This is a genomic window from Antiquaquibacter soli, from assembly GCF_030580675.1.
In the GTDB taxonomy this organism is placed as follows: Bacteria; Actinomycetota; Actinomycetes; order Actinomycetales; family Microbacteriaceae; genus Rhodoglobus; species Rhodoglobus soli.
In genome coordinates this window covers 1,627,669-1,644,658 of the sequence record NZ_JAUQUB010000001.1, presented here as the reverse complement: position 1 = coordinate 1,644,658, position 16,990 = coordinate 1,627,669, and the positions used below count along the sequence as shown (strand labels likewise).

Genomic DNA, 16,990 nt, shown 5'->3' with positions numbered 1-16,990 from the left:
CTCCCGGGGGCTTCGCGATTGTCTAGAACTGCGCGACGAACGAGTTGAGGATCTGCTCGAGAACGACGGTCTTGTCGGTCTCGGTCACCATCTGCACCGTGAGGAGCATCTGGTGCGTGCCATCCGCGTCGACGGCGACGAGCGCGAGGAAGTCGGTGTCCCCACCGCCGCAGCCGGCGAAGTAGATGTACCGGCCCGCGTACAGCCCGTCGTCGTACTCGCCCGGCTCTCCGCTCGCGCACTGGTCGCCGATGCTCGAGGCGTACGAGTCGAGGTACGTGTCGATCGACACCGACATGTCCTGCGTCGCCGAGACGCTCACACCCGGTGTGCTCCAGCTGCTGTTGAAGGACGCGAGGTCAGGTGACGCCGTCACGTTGGCGAACTGGATCCCGTTGCCCTCGACAGGAACACCGACGACCTGTGCCCAGGTGTCGGGCACGGTCACGCCGACGCGGCCCGAGTCGTCCGAGATGTTCACGAACGAACCGACGGGCGGGGGAGTCGGGGTCGGCTCGGAGCCGCCCTCCTTCTCGAGCTGGGCGCCGTTGATCTGGCCCGAGTACATGGCGTTCTCGGACGGGCGGTACACCTCGATGTCGATGACGCCGTCGACGCCCTGGGTGCGGATGACCTCGCAGTACTCCTCGAGGGTCCCCTGCCGGGCGACCACGACTCCGCCGAGCGAGGCGATGATGTCGCCAGGCTCGACGCCCGCGAGGTCGGCCGGTCCGCCGGCCTGGATCGACGAGATCCATACGCCGTTCGAGTTGCCGTCCTCGGTCGGCGGGAGGGCCTGGGCGTTCACGCCGATAGTGAGCACGGGCTCGCCGGCGATGAGCTTGTCGATCACTCCCTTGACCTGGTCGCGGTGGATCGCGAACGCGTAGTCGAAGGTGTCGTCGCCGGCGTAGTTGACCCCGACGACCTTGCCCTTCTCATCGACGAGCGGCCCGCCCGAGTTGCCTCCGCGGATTCGCGCGTCGTGCTCGATCACGTGGTCGAGCGAGGCCCAGTCGAAGTCCTGGGCGACATCCGCCTTCGAGACGATGCCGCGGGTGAGCGTGAAGTTCGGGTCGCCGAGCGGGAAGCCCGCGGCGTACACGTCGAGAGCGGCCTCGATGGGCTCCTCGCGCCAGGACATGAACGGGAACGAGTCGCCGTCGACCTTCACGACCGCGAGGTCGAGGCACTCGGATGCCCCGAGCACCTGCGCACCGTAGGTGGTGTCCTGGCTGCCGCCGACCCACACCTTGAGGGTTCCGGCGCCCGTGACGACGTGGTTGTTGGTGACGGCGATTCCGTCGGAGTTGATGAAGAAGCCCGAGCCGCGCGAACCGAACGCGGTGGGATCGAGCGTTCCGGGGGCGACGAAGCTGCCCTCGGCTTGGAGCTGGATGGTGGCGGACTGCACTCCGTCGAAGTCGACGGCCTGCGGGCCTTGCGGCCCGAAGAAGCATCCGGTGAGCGTCGTCGGGATGACGAGCGCCGCCGCCGTGACGCCGAGGATTCGGCGCGTGCGAGCGGAAGTGGTGTTCATGGTTTTCCTCCGGTTGGGCTGGGATCTGGCATCAGTCTTCCGAGCCGACCGGGGGAGCAGGGGGCGGGCGGGCCCGTTGCAATGTTCGTGCAATGGGCCCGCAACCGCGCTTACTCGAGCACGCGCAAAGCGGGCCGGATCTGCACGACGTCGGGGCCGTAGGCGTCATCCGCCCAGTCCTGCAGCGCACCGTCGTCGAAGAGCACCCGGACGAACAGGTAGCCGTTCTCGACCCAGGTCGACAGCACCTCGACCGGAGCATCGTCCGCGATGCCCGACTGGATCTCGAGGAGCCTCTCCTCCGACGTCGTCCCCGCGTTGTCGGCGTCGAGCGCCGGGTCGGGAACGGGCAGCGGGTCGTAGAGGGCGAGCATGATGGCCGAGCCGACGAGCAGCGAGGTGCCATCCCACTTTCCCGTGACCGCGTAGGTCCCCCACGTGACGTCCCCGCTGGACTCCTCGCCGTCGACCGTGTCCCAGTCCCAGCCGACGAGTTCCGGTCCCGAGCACTGCGGCGGGTAAGACTCGGCGATCGGGCCGAGGCAGAACTGCGGCCGGGCATCCCCGATCTGGATGACGGTGCCCTCCCCGGCGACGTCCACCGCGTCGAGCACGGGCATGTCGTCGACGGGAGTGAGGGTGCTGCCGTCTCCGGGGCCGGCGGCGCACGCCGAGAGCGCGAGCGCGAGCCCGAGGGCGGGGGCGAGCAGGATGCTGCGGGCGCGAAGTGTCGTCATGCTCCCAGTATCGAAACCGGGGGACCGTGACCGCCACCCAACGTTCCGGATGATTCGATCGTCAGCCGAGTGCTACCCTGGAAGCGTGTTCGGCCTGCTTCTTCTTAGCTGCCGCGACGAGTCCTAACCTCAGGCCTCCCTCGTCGCGGAGTTTCGTCGTTCGGTCTGACCCCTCTTCCCAGACGAAAGAACAGCCATGAAGAACACCCAGTCGCCGTCGGCGATGCCGATCCACAAGTACAAGCCCTTCCACGAGATCATCTCCGTCGATCTGCCCGACCGCACCTGGCCGAGCACGCGGATCACCCAAGCGCCGCGGTGGTGCGCCGTCGATCTCCGCGACGGCAACCAGGCCCTCATCGACCCGATGAGCCCGGAGCGCAAGAAGATCATGTTCGACCTGCTCGTGAAGATGGGCTACAAGGAGATCGAGGTCGGCTTCCCCTCGGCGAGCCAGACGGACTTCGACTTCGTCCGCTCGCTCATCGAGGGCGACCACATCCCCGACGACGTCACCATCCAGGTGCTCACGCAGGCGCGCGAGGAGCTCATCACCCGCACCTACGAGTCGCTGCGCGGGGCGAAGAAGGCCATCGTCCACCTCTACAACTCGACGAGCATCCTGCAGCGGGACGTCGTGTTCCGAACCGATCGGCAGGGCATCATCGACATCGCGCTCAACGGCGCTCGCCTGTGCCGGGCCGCCGAGGCGAGCGTCCCCGAGACGGAGATCTTCTACGAGTACTCGCCCGAGAGCTACACGGGCACCGAGCTCGAGTTCGCGCTCGACGTCTGCAACCAGGTGCTGGAGGTCTTCGAGCCGACGCCGGAGCGCAAAGTCATCATCAACCTGCCTGCGACAGTCGAGATGGCGACTCCCAACGTCTACGCGGACTCCATCGAATGGATGTCGCGGCACCTGAACCACCGCGAGAACGTCATCCTGTCCCTGCACCCGCACAACGACCGCGGTACCGCGATCGCGGCCGCGGAGCTCGGCTACATGGCCGGTGCTGACCGCATCGAGGGCTGCCTGTTCGGCAACGGCGAGCGCACGGGCAACGTCGACCTCGTCGCCCTCGGCATCAACCTCTTCACCCAGGGCATCGACCCGCAGATCGACTTCAGCGACCTCGACGAGATCCGTCGCACCGCCGAGTACTGCAACCAGCTCAAGGTGCACGAGCGCAGCCCGTGGGCGGGCGACCTGGTCTACACCGCCTTCAGCGGGTCGCACCAGGACGCGATCAAGAAGGGCTTCGAGGCGATGGAGGCCGATGCGAAGCGCCAGGGCAAGACGGTCGACGAGCTGCTGTGGGCGGTTCCCTACCTGCCGGTCGACCCCAAGGACCTGGGGCGCGGGTACGAGGCCGTGGTGCGCGTCAACTCCCAGTCCGGAAAGGGCGGCGTGGCGTACCTGCTCAAGGCCGATCATGCGCTCGACCTGCCGCGCAAGCTCCAGATCGAGTTCAGCGCGGTCGTGCAGGCCAAGACCGACGCGGAGGGCGGCGAGGTGACGAGCGAGCAGATCTGGGAGATCTTCCAGGACGAGTACCTGCCGGCTCCCGCGGATCGCCCCGAGGACAAATGGGGTCGCTTCGAGCTGTTCTCGACCCGCACGGCGAGCGACATGACCGGCGAGGTCGAGCTCGACGTGCGTCTGCGCATCGGCGACGAGGTAGAGGCGGCCACGGGGATCGGCAACGGCCCGATCGCCGCGTTCCTCGGCATCATGGCCGAGCAGGGCATCGAGGTGAAGCTCTACGACTACGTCGAGCACGCGCTGAGCGCGGGCGGCGACGCCCTCGCGGCCTCGTACGTCGAGCTCAACGTCAACGGCAAGCGCCTGTGGGGCGTCGGCATCGACGCCGACATCTCGACCGCCTCGCTCAAGGCCGTCGTGTCGGCCGTGAACCGCGCCGTGCGCGCGGAAGCCGGCGACCGGGAGCTCGTCAGCGCGTAGCGTCGTCGCCGCGGGATCTGCGCCGGATGCGCGGCACCGTGGTGATCGCCTTCTGCTCCGGCAACGACCAGTTGAAGAGCACGGCGAGCACCCGCACGGTGAACGTGATCGCGACGCAGATCGCCGCGGCGACGAACACGGGGACGCCCGACGACTGGAGCACGACGAGAGACGCCGATCCCGCGATCGCGGCCACCGCGTAGAGCGACCCCACGTGCATCAGTGCGATCGGCCGGTTCAGGAGAAGATCGCGCAGGATCGATCCGCCTACCGCGGAGAGGGCGCCCAGGAACACGGCCGGCACCACGGGGAGCCCGGCAGCGAGCGCCTTCGTCGTCCCGATCGCTGCGAACAGCCCGATCGTGAGCGCATCGAGGACGTTGACGAGGACGCCGAGCCGCGAGATCAGCCGTTCGAGCAGCATCCCGATGAGCGCGGCACCGGTGGCGGTGAGCACATACCAGTTGCTGGAGAACGCTGCCGGAACCTGGGAGAGGAGCACGTCGCGCAGGATGCCGCCCCCGAAGCCGGTCGCGATTCCGATGATGGCGACGCCGAGCAGGTCGAGCCGTCGGTCGCGGAACTGGGCCGCGAACAGTGCTCCCTGGGCCGCCCCGATGCCCACGGCAAGGAGGTCGGCCCACAAGGGGATCGTGAATGCGGCGGTCACGCCTCATTCGTATCACGGGCGCGGTGCGCTGCGTACTCTGCAAAAGTCCCACGTCCATAGCCCGGTAGTCCGGCGAGGTGGTGGCCCGCGCGGAACGCCTTCATGGTCTTGCCCGGGATGCTCACCCGCCACACCCTCTTGTGCGAGCCGTGAGCGCGCTGCCACTGCGCCGCGAGCTCGTCGAGCGTGAGGATCTCGGGGCCGCCGATGTCGGGCACCCGGCCGGAGGGACCGGTCTCGGCGAGCTCCGCGAGCCGGTCGGCCACCTCCTCGACGGCGATCGGCTGGTCGGACACGGGCAGCGTGACGAGGAACGGCAGTCGGCGCGTAGCGAGGAAGAGGTCGGCGACGAACCCGTGGAACTGCGTCGCGCGCAGGATGGTGAACGGGATGCCCGACTCGGCCACGAGGCGCTCGCATTCGGCCTTGTCCCGGTAGTACGCAAAGGGGATTCGGTCGACGCCGACGATGGAGATGTAGACGATATGGCTCACCCCGGCGGTGCGCGCCGCGTCCAGGAGCGTGAGGGTCTGGGCGGCGTCGGACTTGCGGGTCGTGGCGAGGTGGAGCACCGTCTCGACGCCGGTCAGGGCATCCTCGAGCCCCGCGCCGGTCGCGAGGTCGGCGACGACGCGGCCCTCTCCTGCTTGACGGCCCCCTCCCGCGTGCCGGCTCAGGGCGCGCACGTCGTGGCCTGCGGCGCGGAGTCGCTCGACGGTGGGGCGGCCGAGGCCTCCCGTGGCTCCGGTGACGAGGATGGTGGTCATGGGTGTCCTTTCTGACGGGTCACCAGCTACGACCGGGCACGCCTCAGGAGTGTGACGCCTCGCGTCGCCACGGTCGCACGATCACCAGCCAGAGGGCGACGGCGATGAGGGCATAGACCAGATAGAGGCCGACCCACGCCGCGAGGCTCGCCCTGACCTCGTCCCAGGAGAAGGGCATGGGCAGGAGCACGAGGAAGAAGCCGAGGAGCCCCACTGCATACGCGGTGACCCAGACGACGCGGTTCCACGCGAAGACGTCGTAGCCCGAGAGTCCGCGCAGTGGGATGAGGGCGATGGGGAGCGCGGCGATACCGGCGATCGCGGCGGAGGCGAGCGTCTCGCGCACGAGGACGAGCCAGCCGCCCGGGTCATCCACACCCGCAAGGGCGGCATAGCCCAACCAGGCGAGCACCGCCACGACGACTCCCCAGCCGAGCGCCGTGAGCGTCACCCGGGCCTGCTGGGCGGCGGCGAGGGCGGCACCGAAGCCCACGCCGGCGACGAGCCCGAAGACGAGGCCCGGCTCGAAGCCGGTGATCCGCGAGAAGAGGACCGTCGCCACCACGACCAGCAGCGACAGGGGAGCGAATGAGAAGACCGGAGTCGCCCCGGGCACGAATCGCCGCACGAGCAGGACGACGATCAACCAGCCGAGCCCGACGTCGAGCGCGAATGACGCGATCACCGAGGTGAGGGTGCGGACGCTCGCGATGTCGGCGCCGAAAGCGGGGTCGACGAAGCACGAGATGACGGCGGCGGCGAGCACGCCGAGTGCTGCCGCGATCACGCCGCGGCGTTGCCCCGCATCCCGTCGCGGCACCCGGCGGAGCACCGAGCCCAGCCGTTCCCCGCCCTTCTCGACCGCCTGGTTGAGCAAGTGGGTGGGCAGGGCCATGAGGATCACGAGGACGATCGTCAACGCCACGGCCACGAGGACCTGCGACGGAGCGAGAGTCTGCGCAGGCGTCGGCAGGGTGCTGAGGATGCTCGGCTCGTCGAGGGGTCGGGGCGAGTCGGATCCTCCCGACGGTGCCGCCGCGACGGCTCAGCCGTGGGCTCGGGCGGGCAGGGCGCGCCCTCGAGCACGCAGGGATCGCCACCCGCGAATGCACCCACGAAGGTCCGGTCCGATCCCCACTGGTACGACTCGGAGGGGCAGAACTCCGTCGCCGACGGCCCGAGGTGCTGAGTGATGGTGATCTCGTCGGCGGTCGCCTCCGCGGTCATCGTGCCCGCCGCCGCGTAGAACGCGTCGCCGCAGATCGACCCGATGGCCTCCGTCGTCCATGAGCCGCTGGCTCCGGTGATCGCGTGCTCTGCCGAATCGCCGAAGCCGATGCCCGAGAGCACGCAGCTGTCGTCCGCGCAGCGGATCGTCACCGTGAGGGGGATCGGATCGTGGGTGCTGGTCTGTCCGTCACGGCTGTAGTCGGTCGACTGCAGCTCCCCCTCGTAGGAGATGTAGGTCCAGGGATCAGCGGTGGGCGTGGGGCTCGGTGTGGGGCTGGGCGTCTCGGCTGTCGCGGGCAGGGACCCGAGGAGGGCGAGTCCGAGCAGCGTGACGAGCGCTGCAGCGAGCGCGGCACAGATTCGGGTCATGACGCTCCCAGAGGGGTGCGGAGTGGGTGTGCGGAGTGGGTGAGCCGATGCTAGCGCGCGGCGAGCGGCACGAGGGAGGCGATCTTCGCGGGGTTCATGACGATGTAGACGCTCGCAATCCGGGGGCCGTCGAACTGCACCGTCGTGAGCGACTGGGGATGCCCGTCCCGAACGCCGAGGGTGGCGACTTCGCCGTTGACCGCGACCGGCGCGAACTCGACGTCGGCAGCGAGCTTCGTCGCGACGCCGACGAGGAAGCTCGCGACTCGCTCGCGACCGAGGATGGGCTTGCGCGCCGCCGAGACGAAGCCGCCCCCGTCGGACAGGACGAGAACATCCGCCGCGAGAATCTGCTCGAGAGCGGCGATGTCGCCGGAGCGCATGGCGGTGAGGAGGGCGCCCAGCAGTCGTTCGCGATCGGCGGGGTCGACCGGGGCCCGACGGTCCGAATCGAGGTGCTTGCGCGCACGGCTCCCCAGCTGTCGCGCGTTCGCCTCGCTCACCTCGAGGACTTCGGCGATCTGCCGGAAGGGGTAGTCGAATGCCTCGTGAAGCACGTACGCGGCTCGCTCCGCCGGGGTGAGTCGTTCGAGGAGCAGGAGCGCGGCGAGGGACAGCGCCTCGGCCCGCTCCGCGCCGAGGAGCGGGTCGGCGCTCGTGTCGACGGGCTCCGGCAGCCACGGGCCGATGTAGGTCTCCCGCCGCGCCCGCGCCGAGTCGAGCGCGTTGAGGCAGAGCCGGGTCACGACGGTCGCGAGGAACGCGCCCGGGTTGTCCACGACGCCAGTGGTGCCCTGCCAGCGGAGCCAGGCATCCTGCACGACGTCCTCCGCCTCGGCGGCTGAGCCGAGCATCCGGTAGGCGATGCCGAACAATCGGGGCCGCTGCTGCTCGAAGACCTCGACGGATGCCACGCTGCCATTCTGCCGGGTTCTCTCAGTGGTGCGGGGGATACTGGAGCGGTGCCGACCTACCGTGATGAAGCCGTCGTGCTGCGCACCCACAAGCTGGGCGAAGCCGACCGCATCGTGACGATGCTCACGCGGCAGCACGGCAAGGTTCGCGCCGTCGCTAAGGGCGTCCGTCGCACGGGGTCGCGCTTCGGCTCGCGGCTCGAGCCGATGATGGTTGCGGACATCCAGTGCTACATCGGCCGCAGCCTCGACATCGTGCAGCAGGCCGAGACGCTCGGCAGCTACGGCGCCGACATCTCCGACGACTACTCGAGCTACACGGCCGGCAGTGTCATGATCGAGACCGCCGACAAGGTGACGGATGACTCGGGCTCCCTGCAGCAGTACCTACTGCTCGTGGGCGCCCTCCGCTCCCTGTCCCGCCGCGAGCACCACCCGTCGCTCACCCTCGACTCGTACCTCCTGCGGTGCCTCTCGATCGCCGGCTGGGCGCCGAGCTTCGACATCTGCGCGGTGACGGGCGCGCCGGGGCCGCACACCGTCTTCGTGCCGCAGCTCGGCGGGGTCGTCGCCGACGAGGTCGCTCCGCCGGGATCGCCCCGGCTGGATGCCGCGACCCTCGCCCTCCTCGGCGCCCTGCTCGAGGGGCGCTGGGAGGACGCCGAGGCCGCGGAGGACCGCTCCCGCGCCCAGGCGAGCGGGATTGTCGCCGCTTACGCCCAATTCCACCTCGAGCGCACGCTCCGCTCACTCCCGCACGTCGAGCGCACCGCATGACCCCGAAGCCGAAGACCCATCGCGACGCGGTGGACTACGTTCCGATCGACTGGACCGGCGTCTATCCGCCCGACTTCCCCCGCAAGGCGGTGCCGAACCACGTCGCGATCGTCATGGATGGCAACGGCCGCTGGGCGAACGCGAAGGGGCTCACGCGCATCGAGGGCCACAAGGCGGGCGAGGCATCCCTCCTCGACGTCGTCGCGGGCGCGATCCAGGTGGGGGTGAAGCACGTGAGCGTCTACGCGTTCTCCACGGAGAACTGGACCCGCTCGCCCGACGAGGTCCGTTTCCTCATGGGCTTCAACCGCGATGTGCTGCACCGTCGCCGCGACCAGCTCAACGAGTGGGGCGTTCGTGTCCGCTGGGCCGGGCGGGCGCCGCGGCTGTGGGGCTCCGTCATCAAGGAGCTGCAGTTCGCCGAGGAGCTCACGCGCGGCAACGACGTGCTCACGCTCACCATGTGCGTCAACTACGGAGGCCGTACAGAGCTCGCCGATGCGGTGCGTCGCATCGCGGAGGACGTCGCGGCCGGCCGGCAACGTCCGTCGGGCATCTCCGAGAAGACGATCCAGCGCCACCTCTACCAGCCGGATCTGCCCGACGTCGACCTCTTCGTGCGAAGCTCGGGGGAGCAGCGCACGAGCAACTTCATGCTCTGGCAGAGCGCGTACGCCGAGATGGTCTTCCTCGACACCCTCTGGCCGGATTTCTCCCGCCAGGACCTGTGGCGGGCGATCGAGATCTACGCGCAGCGCAACCGCCGCTTCGGCGGGGCGGTCGACGCGCCTAGCGCGTAGGAAGGGTGTCGAGCCAGGCCTCGACCCCCGCGGGTGTCGTCAATCGCACGACCGAGAGCCCCGGGTGGGCGGCCTGTACTGCGGCGATGAGCGGCGGCATCTTCCGCCGCGTGCGGAGCGACCACCGCACGATGTGGTCGCGATCGATCAGAAACCTCCAGAACGGCCCCTCGACATTGCCGTTCCAGAGCACCTCCCGTGTGCGTCGGCGCCGCACGGTCCGTCGAAGGAGGCGGGAGAAGGATGTCCGCCAGGGCAGGTCCAGCCATACGAGGAGCTCCGCCCGGGCGGCGATGAGCGGCCGGGCGGCCGAGTAGCCCCACTCGGTGACCCACGCCTCACCCGCCACGAGCCGGCGGACGTCGTCGAGGAACTCGTCCCGCGGCACCCAGTCCGGCCCGTGATACAGCCCGTCGAGCTCCGTGTGCGGGATGCCCGTGCGCTCGCTGATGCGACGGGAGAGCGTCGTTTTCCCGACGCCCGTCACCCCTGCTACTGCGATTCGCACCCGGCGATCCTAGTAATGAACGCCAGCCGAGTTGTAGTCACCCTGACCCTAAGTGCTAGAATCAGTTCAGGTCGGTTTGACCTTTACTGATCGGACCCTCGTGAGCGCAGACATCTCCCTCGCCGTCTCGACGGCGATCTTCGCTCTGCGCCCGCATCCGGACACGGGGTTGAGCGCCCTATGGATCCCTCTCGTGCGCCGCACCCGCGACCCGTTCGAGAACCGCTGGGCCCTGCCGGGAGGCTGGGTGAGTCCCGACGAGAGCCTCTCGGATGCTGCCGCCCGCAACCTGCTCGAGACCACCGGCGTCGAGCCGACCTACCTCGAGCAGCTCTACGCGTTCGGCGCAGTCGACCGCTCGCCCGACCGGCGCGTCGTCTCCATCGTCTACTGGGCCCTCGTGCGGCCGGAGCAGGCGGATGCCGCGACCGACGGCGACAACGTCCGTTGGTTCCTCGCCGACGACCTGCCCGAGCTCGCGTTCGACCACAACCTCATCGTCGACTACGCCCTCTGGCGGCTGCGCACGAAGATGGAGTACAGCCGTATCGCGCACGCGTTCCTCGGCCCGACGTTCACCCTCACCGAGCTTCGCGAGGTGCACGAGGCCGTGCTCCAACGCCCCCTCGACCCCGCCAACTTCCGTCGTCAGGTCGAGCCCACGCTCGTCGCCACGGAGACGCTCGTGACCGGCGGCCGTCACCGCCCGCCCCGCCTGTACCGCTACGACGAGTCCGTCCGGCTCGTCGACAACGGCCCCCTGACCATCGCCACCCCGAGGAGCACCCCATGACATCCGTCGACACCCTCATCAAGTCGGCGCCCGGCGACACCTGCTCGCCGGCGCTCGCCGACGGCCCCTGGACGTTCGACCTCGGACTGCCCTCGTACGGCCCCGGAGCATCCCAGGGCGACATCATCCCGACCGGCTCGCCGCGACAGGGCCAGCTCCCGGTCGAGTACCAGCGCGCGTCGACCGAGGAGCTGCACGATCGCATCCGCGTCGCCAAGCAGGAGCTCGGCGACCGGGTCGTCGTGCTCGGGCACTTCTACCAGCGCGACGAGATCGTGCAGCACGCCGACTTCCTCGGCGACTCGTTCCAACTGGCGAACGCCGCCCAGACGGTACCCAACGCCGAGGCGATCGTGTTCTGCGGCGTGCACTTCATGGCCGAGACCGCCGACATCCTCGCCCAGCCCGGGCAGTCGGTCATCCTGCCGAACCTCGCCGCGGGCTGCTCGATGGCCGACATGGCCGACATCGACTCGGTCGAGGAGGCGTGGGCGCAGCTCGCCGAGCTGTACGGCACGGAGCCCGACGAGAGCGGTCGCGTCCCTGTCATCCCCGTCACGTACATGAACTCGTCGGCGGCCCTCAAGGGCTTCTGCGGCCGCAACGGCGGCATCGTCTGCACCTCGTCGAACGCCGCGACGGTGCTCGAGTGGGCGTTCGAGCGCGGCCAGCGTGTGCTGTTCTTCCCCGACCAGCACCTCGGTCGCAACACCGCGAAGGCCATGGGCGTGCCGCTCGAGCAGATGCCGATGTGGAATCCGAACAAGCCGCTCGGCGGCAACGACGAGCAGGGGCTGCTCGACGCCCGCGTCATCCTGTGGCACGGTTTCTGCAGCGTGCACCGCCGCTTCACGGTCGACCAGATCGAGAAGGCGCGCGCCGAGCACCCGGGCGTGCGCGTGATCGTGCACCCCGAGTGCCCGATGCCCGTCGTGGATGCCGCGGACGAGGCGGGCTCCACGGACTACATCCGCAAGGCCGTCGCCGCTGCGACCGAACCCACGACCTTCGCGATCGGCACCGAGATCAACATGGTCAACCGGCTCGCGGCCGAGTTCCCGCAGCACGAGATCTTCTGCCTCGACCCGGTCGTGTGCCCGTGCTCGACGATGTACCGCATCCACCCCGGCTACCTCGCGTGGGTGCTCGAGGCCCTCGTGCGCGGCGAGACCCTCAACCAGATCACCGTTCCCGACGACGTCGCCGAGCCCGCCCGAGTCGCGCTCGAGCGGATGCTCGCGGCCAAGCCGAGGGCCTGACCGTGGCCCGCGTCATCGTGGTCGGCACCGGCATCGCCGGGCTCATCACGGCCTACCGCGCGAGCGCGCACCACGACGTCGTCCTCGTCACGAAGGCGGAGCTCGCCGAGAGCAACACGAAGTACGCCCAGGGCGGTGTCGCCGTGGCGATGTTCCCCGACGACAGCCCGGCCTCCCACGTGGCCGACACCCTCGTCGCGGGCGCCGGTCTCTGCGACCCGGTCGCCGTCGAGGTGCTGTGCACGGAGGGTCCGCTGCGGGTGCGCGAACTCATGGAGCTCGGGGTCGAGTTCGACCGGGTGAACGGCGAGCTCGCGCGCGGCCACGAGGCGGCCCATTCGGCGCGCCGGGTCATCCACGCCGGCGGAGACGCGACCGGCCTAGAGATCGAGCTCGCGCTCGTCCGCGCGGTGCGCCGACTCGCTGTCGAGGTGCACGAGCACACGTTCATGCGAGATCTGGTCGTCGAGGAAACCGATGGCGATCGGCGGGTGACCGGCATCGTGGCAATCGGACCGGATGGCTCGAGCCGCGAGATCCTCGCCGACGTCGTCGTGCTCGCCTCGGGGGGTGCGGGCCAGCTGTACTCCCACACCACCAACCCCACCGTGACGACCGGCGACGGGGTCGCCGCCGCATGGCGCGCGGGCGCCGTGCTCGCGGACGTCGAGTTCTACCAGTTCCACCCGACCGCGCTCGCGGTGCCCGGCACGCCGCTCGTCTCCGAGGCCGTGCGCGGCGACGGCGCCGTGCTGCTCGACGAGAACGGTGAGCGATTCATGCGGCGAGTGCACCCCGACGGCGAGCTCGCCCCGCGCGACGTCGTCGCCCGGGGGATCGCCGCCCAGATGGCGAAGCAGGGCGGCCGGCCGGTGATGCTGGATGCGACCGCCCTCGGCGCCGAGTACCTCGAGGAGCGCTTCCCGGGCATCTCCCGCGTGACCCGCGAGCACGGCTTCGACTGGTCGCGGGAGCCGGTTCCCGTGACGCCGGCCGCCCACTACTGGATGGGGGGCATCCGCACCGACATCGACGGGCGTACGTCGCTGCCCGGGCTCCTCGCGGTCGGCGAGGCCGCGTGCACGGGGGTGCACGGCGCGAACAGACTCGCGTCGAACTCGCTCCTCGAGTCTCTCGTCTTCGCCTGGCGGGCGGCCGACGCCCTCGACGAGGTGCCGCCCTCGGCGCCCGCGCCCGGCCGGGATGCCCGGCTCGCGCCGTGGCCGGCCCCCGCCGCGAGGGCGACCACGCCGGTCACTCGCGAGGAACTCCAGTCGCTCATGTGGAGCCACGTCGGGCTCGAGCGCGACCTCGGCCTTCTCCGCGAGGCGCAGCACCGCCTTGCCGGGTGGACCGCTGAGGGCGACTCCGTCGAGGCCGGCGAGGTGCGCAACCTCCTCGACCTCGCGCGGATCGTCGTGCACGCGGCGATCGCTCGGGAGGAGTCGCGCGGGGCGCACGACCGCACCGATTTCCCGGACACACGCGAGGAGTTCGCGTTCTCCCTCGAGTGGTTCGCGACGGCGGACGAGCCGGCGGTGGTCCGATGACGAGGGAGGCGATCGACGGCATCATCCTCGGCGCTCTCGCCGAGGATGCGCCGTGGGGTGACGTCACGTCGGAGGCGTTCCTGCCGGAGTCGGCGCGGGCGAGCGCCGCTCTCGTGCCGCGCGAGCCCGGCATCCTGAGCGGCATCGAGGTCTTCGGTCGCGTGTTCGAGCTCGTCGACGAGGACGTCGTCGTCGAGCTCGGTGCCGAGGACGGGTCGGCCTTCGAGCCCGGCGCCGTGCTCGCGAGAGTGGAGGGCTCGGCACGGTCGGTGCTGCGCGCGGAGCGCATCGCGCTCAACCTCTCGCAGCGGATGAGCGGCATCGCGACACTCACTGCGCGGTACGTCGCCGCGGTGGAGGGTACTCGTGCGCGCATCGTCGACACCCGGAAGACGACCCCGGGGCTCCGCATCCTCGAGCGCCAGGCGGTGCGCGACGGCGGCGGCCACAATCACCGGTACTCGCTCTCGGACGCCGTGCTCGCCAAGGACAACCACCTCGCCGTCCTCGCCGCGCAGGGCGTCTCGCTTGGCGACGCGATCCGCGACGCGCGCTCCCGCATCGGGCACACGGCGCACCTCGAGGTCGAGGTCGATCGGCTCGACCAGGTCGAGGAGGTCGTCGCCGCGGGAGTCGACACGATCATGCTCGACAACTTCTCGATCGACGAGCTCGTCGCCGGGGTCGCGCTGGTCGCCGGCCGGGTGCGGGTGGAGGCGAGCGGGGGAGTGAACCTGGACACGGTCGCCGCGATCGCGCGCACCGGGGTCGACGTCATCTCGGTCGGCGCCCTCACCCACTCGGTGCGCTCGCTCGACCTCGGGCTCGATGTCGAGGTGACGGCGGGCTAGATGATCTACCTCGATCAGGCTGCGACGAGTGCCACCCGGCGCGAGGTGCTCGAGGCGATGTGGCCGTACCTCACCGGGGACTTCGGCAACCCGTCGAGCCATCACGCCGTCGGCGAGTCGGCGGCCCGCGGGCTCGCGGATGCCCGATCCCGTGTCGCCGCCGTGCTCGGCGTCCGCGCCTCCGAAGTGGTCTTCACCTCGGGCGGCACGGAGGCGGACAACCTCGCGGTCAAGGGCATCGTGCTCGCGAGCCGTCGGGGCCGGCACATTGTGACGAGCGCGATCGAGCATCCCGCCGTCCTCGAGTCGTGCGACTATCTCGCGCGGCACCACGGCGCGGACGTCACCGTTCTCCCGGTCGGCTCCGACGGGCTCGTCGACCCCGATCGCTTCGCGGCGTCGCTGCGGGATGACACGGCTCTCGCCACGATCATGTACGCGAACAACGAGGTCGGCACCGTGCAGCCCGTCGAGGAGCTCGCCCGTGCCGCACGGGAGCGGGGCATCCCGTTCCACACGGACGCGGTCCAGGCGGCGGGATGGCTCCCGCTCGCCCTTGACACGCTCGGCGTCGACGCGCTCAGCATCTCCGGCCACAAGCTCGGCGCGCCCAAGGGCATCGGCGCCCTCGCCGTGCGGGCTCGCGTGCCGCTCGAGGCGGTACTCCACGGGGGCGGCCAGGAGCGCGAGCGGCGATCCGGCACGGAGAACGTCGCCGGGGCGGTCGGTCTCGCCACCGCGCTCGAGCTCGCGGGAGCGGCCGACGTCCCCCGAATCGCTGCGCTGCGCGACGACTTCATCGCGGAGGTCCTCGCGAGCGTCCCGGGCGCGATGCTGACCGGGTCAGCCACTCATCGGCTTCCCGGCCACGCCTCGTTCTGCTTCCCCGGCACGAGCGGCGAGTCCGTGCTCCTCGGCCTCGAGGCACGCGGGATCACGTGCTCGAGCGGCTCCGCGTGCGCCGCGGGAAGCGACGAGCCGAGCGACGTGCTGCTCGCGCTGGGCATCCCCGCCGAGGTCGCGCAGACGGCCGTGCGCTTCACGTTCGGCGACGACATCACGCGGGAGCAGCTCGCGACGACCGCGGAGGAGCTCCGCGTCGCCGTCGCGTCCGTGCGCTCACTGGGCTGAGCGCTCACTATGCTGAGCGCGTGACCACCGCCCCGATCCGCACCGGCATCATCGGATTCGGCCTCGCCGGCCGCGTCTTCCACGCGCCGTTCCTCGCCACCAACCCCGACTTCCGGCTCGAGGTCGTCGCCACGAGCAGTCCTGAGCGAGCCGCGGACGCGACGAGCCAGCATCCCGGCGTCGCCGTCGTCGAGAGCCCGGATGCCCTGCTCGCCCGAGCGGCGGACCTCGACCTCGTCGTGCTCGCGTCCCCCGCCCACACTCACCTCGAGCAGGGTCTCGCCGCGCTCGAGGCCGGTTGCGCCGTTGTCATCGACAAGCCGTTCGTCCCCACCGTCTCCGACGCGGAGCAGCTCATCGCGGCCGCCGAGCGCGCCGGCCGCCCGCTCGTCGTATTCCAGAACCGCCGGTGGGACGGCGACTTCCTCACCGTACGCCGCCTCGTCTCCTCGGGCGCCCTCGGCCGCGTCCACCGCTTCGAGTCGACCTTCGAGCGCTGGGGCGGACCGGTGCGCGACCGGTGGCAGGAGACCACCACGATCGCCCAGGGGGCGGGCATCACCTACGACCTCGGCAGCCACCTCGTCGACCAGGCGCTGCAGCTGTTCGGGCCGGCGACGCTCGAGCAGGCCGAGCTCTCGGTCGTGCGCGACGGGAGCGTGAGCGACGACGACGCGTTCCTGTCCCTGCGGCACGACAGCGGCGTCCGCAGCCACCTGATCGTGAGCCGCGCTGCGGCCCAATCCGGACCCCGGTTCCGCGTGCTCGGAAGCGAGGCGGCCTACACCGTCTACGGGCTCGACGGCCAGGAGCCCGCGCTCAAGGAGCAGCGCTGGCCGGACTCCGGTGGCTACGGGGTGACCCCTGAGGCGGAGTGGGGACTCGTCGGCGTCGACGGTGCTGGCGGGTCGCTCGTGCCCGTTCCGACGGAGCGCGGCGACTACCCCGCCTTCTACGCGGGCGTCGCGGCGAGCATCCTGCACGGTGCGCCGCCGCCGGTGGATCCGCGGGACGCGCTCGAGGTGGTGCGCATCCTGGAGCGCGCGCACGAGCTGTCGCCCGTCGGCTAGGGGCGTCACGCCCCGGTAGGCTGGGGGCTTCGCACAGCAATCGACCGGGCATCCAGCTCGG

The 16,990-nt window shown here is 70.4% G+C and carries 17 protein-coding genes; 9 read left to right on the top strand and 8 right to left on the bottom strand.

The window, feature by feature from the left end; all coding sequences use genetic code 11:
• Nucleotides 1-22: 22 nt before the first annotated feature.
• The gene (locus Q5716_RS08105; RefSeq protein WP_305002566.1) at nt 23-1,540 is read right to left on the bottom strand and encodes a S1C family serine protease; all 1,518 of its coding nucleotides are present in this window, start codon (nt 1,538-1,540) and stop codon (nt 23-25) included.
• Between the two features lie 110 nt (nt 1,541-1,650).
• On the bottom strand, nt 1,651-2,277 hold the full coding sequence (locus Q5716_RS08100; RefSeq protein ID WP_305002565.1) for a hypothetical protein: 627 nt from the start codon (nt 2,275-2,277) through the stop codon (nt 1,651-1,653).
• 196 nt (nt 2,278-2,473) lie between these two features.
• Here Q5716_RS08100 and leuA point away from each other — a divergent pair, with 196 nt between their 5' ends.
• On the top strand, nt 2,474-4,240 hold the full coding sequence (gene leuA, locus Q5716_RS08095) for a 2-isopropylmalate synthase (protein WP_305002564.1): 1,767 nt from the start codon (nt 2,474-2,476) through the stop codon (nt 4,238-4,240).
• On the opposite strand, the gene Q5716_RS08090 is transcribed toward leuA, so the two are convergent.
• From Q5716_RS08090 to Q5716_RS08070, 5 genes are read right to left on the bottom strand one after another with little or no spacing between them, the layout of a single operon-like run.
• The gene (locus Q5716_RS08090; protein WP_305002563.1) at nt 4,230-4,910 is read right to left on the bottom strand and encodes a trimeric intracellular cation channel family protein; all 681 of its coding nucleotides are present in this window, start codon (nt 4,908-4,910) and stop codon (nt 4,230-4,232) included. The two genes, leuA and Q5716_RS08090, sit on opposite strands and share 11 nt — an antisense overlap.
• On the bottom strand, nt 4,907-5,677 hold the full coding sequence (locus Q5716_RS08085; RefSeq protein WP_305002562.1) for an SDR family oxidoreductase: 771 nt from the start codon (nt 5,675-5,677) through the stop codon (nt 4,907-4,909). The genes Q5716_RS08090 and Q5716_RS08085 overlap by 4 nt, the downstream gene beginning before the upstream one ends.
• A gap of 43 nt (nt 5,678-5,720) precedes the next feature.
• Nucleotides 5,721-6,602 carry a hypothetical protein gene (locus Q5716_RS08080; RefSeq protein ID WP_305002561.1) on the bottom strand — a complete coding sequence of 294 codons (882 nt, stop codon included), beginning with the start codon at nt 6,600-6,602 and terminating at the stop codon, nt 5,721-5,723.
• On the bottom strand, nt 6,593-7,276 hold the full coding sequence (locus Q5716_RS08075) for a hypothetical protein (protein WP_305002560.1): 684 nt from the start codon (nt 7,274-7,276) through the stop codon (nt 6,593-6,595). The genes Q5716_RS08080 and Q5716_RS08075 overlap by 10 nt, the downstream gene beginning before the upstream one ends.
• Before the next feature lie 50 nt (nt 7,277-7,326).
• Entirely contained in the window at nt 7,327-8,190 is an 864-nt protein-coding gene (locus Q5716_RS08070; protein ID WP_305002559.1) for an RNA polymerase sigma-70 factor, read from the bottom strand.
• A 48-nt stretch (nt 8,191-8,238) separates the two neighbouring features.
• Here Q5716_RS08070 and recO point away from each other — a divergent pair, with 48 nt between their 5' ends.
• A complete protein-coding gene (gene recO, locus Q5716_RS08065; RefSeq protein WP_305002558.1) occupies nt 8,239-8,967 on the top strand; it encodes a DNA repair protein RecO in 729 nt (242 codons plus the stop codon).
• Nucleotides 8,964-9,767, top strand: coding sequence for an isoprenyl transferase (locus Q5716_RS08060; protein ID WP_305002557.1), 804 nt, complete (start codon nt 8,964-8,966; stop codon nt 9,765-9,767). Before recO ends, Q5716_RS08060 begins: the two co-directional genes overlap by 4 nt.
• Here the strand turns inward: Q5716_RS08060 and Q5716_RS08055 are convergent.
• Nucleotides 9,757-10,275, bottom strand: a complete 519-nt coding sequence (locus tag Q5716_RS08055) for a P-loop NTPase family protein (RefSeq protein WP_305002556.1) — start codon at nt 10,273-10,275, stop codon at nt 9,757-9,759. The genes Q5716_RS08060 and Q5716_RS08055 overlap by 11 nt on opposite strands.
• 100 nt (nt 10,276-10,375) lie before the next feature.
• Here Q5716_RS08055 and Q5716_RS08050 point away from each other — a divergent pair, with 100 nt between their 5' ends.
• Genes Q5716_RS08050 through Q5716_RS08025 form a run of 6 tightly spaced genes read left to right on the top strand, consistent with a single transcriptional unit; the run spans nt 10,376 to nt 16,929 of the window.
• On the top strand, nt 10,376-11,068 hold the full coding sequence (locus tag Q5716_RS08050; RefSeq protein WP_305002555.1) for an NUDIX hydrolase: 693 nt from the start codon (nt 10,376-10,378) through the stop codon (nt 11,066-11,068).
• Complete coding sequence (gene nadA, locus Q5716_RS08045) at nt 11,065-12,327, top strand: quinolinate synthase NadA (protein WP_305002554.1); 1,263 nt, start codon at nt 11,065-11,067, stop codon at nt 12,325-12,327. Before Q5716_RS08050 ends, nadA begins: the two co-directional genes overlap by 4 nt.
• A 2-nt stretch (nt 12,328-12,329) precedes the next feature.
• Nucleotides 12,330-13,877, top strand: coding sequence for an L-aspartate oxidase (gene nadB, locus Q5716_RS08040; protein ID WP_305002553.1), 1,548 nt, complete (start codon nt 12,330-12,332; stop codon nt 13,875-13,877).
• A complete protein-coding gene (nadC, locus tag Q5716_RS08035; RefSeq protein WP_305002552.1) occupies nt 13,874-14,728 on the top strand; it encodes a carboxylating nicotinate-nucleotide diphosphorylase in 855 nt (284 codons plus the stop codon). Before nadB ends, nadC begins: the two co-directional genes overlap by 4 nt.
• Nucleotides 14,729-15,859 (top strand): cysteine desulfurase family protein, encoded by a 1,131-nt coding sequence (locus tag Q5716_RS08030; protein WP_305002551.1) that lies wholly within the window; start codon nt 14,729-14,731, stop codon nt 15,857-15,859.
• A gap of 20 nt (nt 15,860-15,879) precedes the next feature.
• Entirely contained in the window at nt 15,880-16,929 is a 1,050-nt protein-coding gene (locus tag Q5716_RS08025; protein WP_305002550.1) for a Gfo/Idh/MocA family protein, read from the top strand.
• The last annotated feature ends 61 nt before the right edge of the window (nt 16,930-16,990 follow it).

What these genes read in the sequence shown, in the direction of transcription:
- Q5716_RS08105 (WP_305002566.1), bottom strand. Translation starts at nt 1,540, where the DNA reads ATGAACACCACTTCCGCTCGCACGCGCCGAATCCTCGGCGTCACGGCG.
- Q5716_RS08100 (WP_305002565.1), bottom strand. Translation starts at nt 2,277, where the DNA reads ATGACGACACTTCGCGCCCGCAGCATCCTGCTCGCCCCCGCCCTCGGG.
- leuA (WP_305002564.1), top strand. Translation starts at nt 2,474, where the DNA reads ATGAAGAACACCCAGTCGCCGTCGGCGATGCCGATCCACAAGTACAAG.
- Q5716_RS08085 (WP_305002562.1), bottom strand. Translation starts at nt 5,677, where the DNA reads ATGACCACCATCCTCGTCACCGGAGCCACGGGAGGCCTCGGCCGCCCC.
- Q5716_RS08075 (WP_305002560.1), bottom strand. Translation starts at nt 7,276, where the DNA reads ATGACCCGAATCTGTGCCGCGCTCGCTGCAGCGCTCGTCACGCTGCTC.
- Q5716_RS08060 (WP_305002557.1), top strand. Translation starts at nt 8,964, where the DNA reads ATGACCCCGAAGCCGAAGACCCATCGCGACGCGGTGGACTACGTTCCG.
- nadA (WP_305002554.1), top strand. Translation starts at nt 11,065, where the DNA reads ATGACATCCGTCGACACCCTCATCAAGTCGGCGCCCGGCGACACCTGC.
- nadC (WP_305002552.1), top strand. Translation starts at nt 13,874, where the DNA reads ATGACGAGGGAGGCGATCGACGGCATCATCCTCGGCGCTCTCGCCGAG.
- Q5716_RS08030 (WP_305002551.1), top strand. Translation starts at nt 14,729, where the DNA reads ATGATCTACCTCGATCAGGCTGCGACGAGTGCCACCCGGCGCGAGGTG.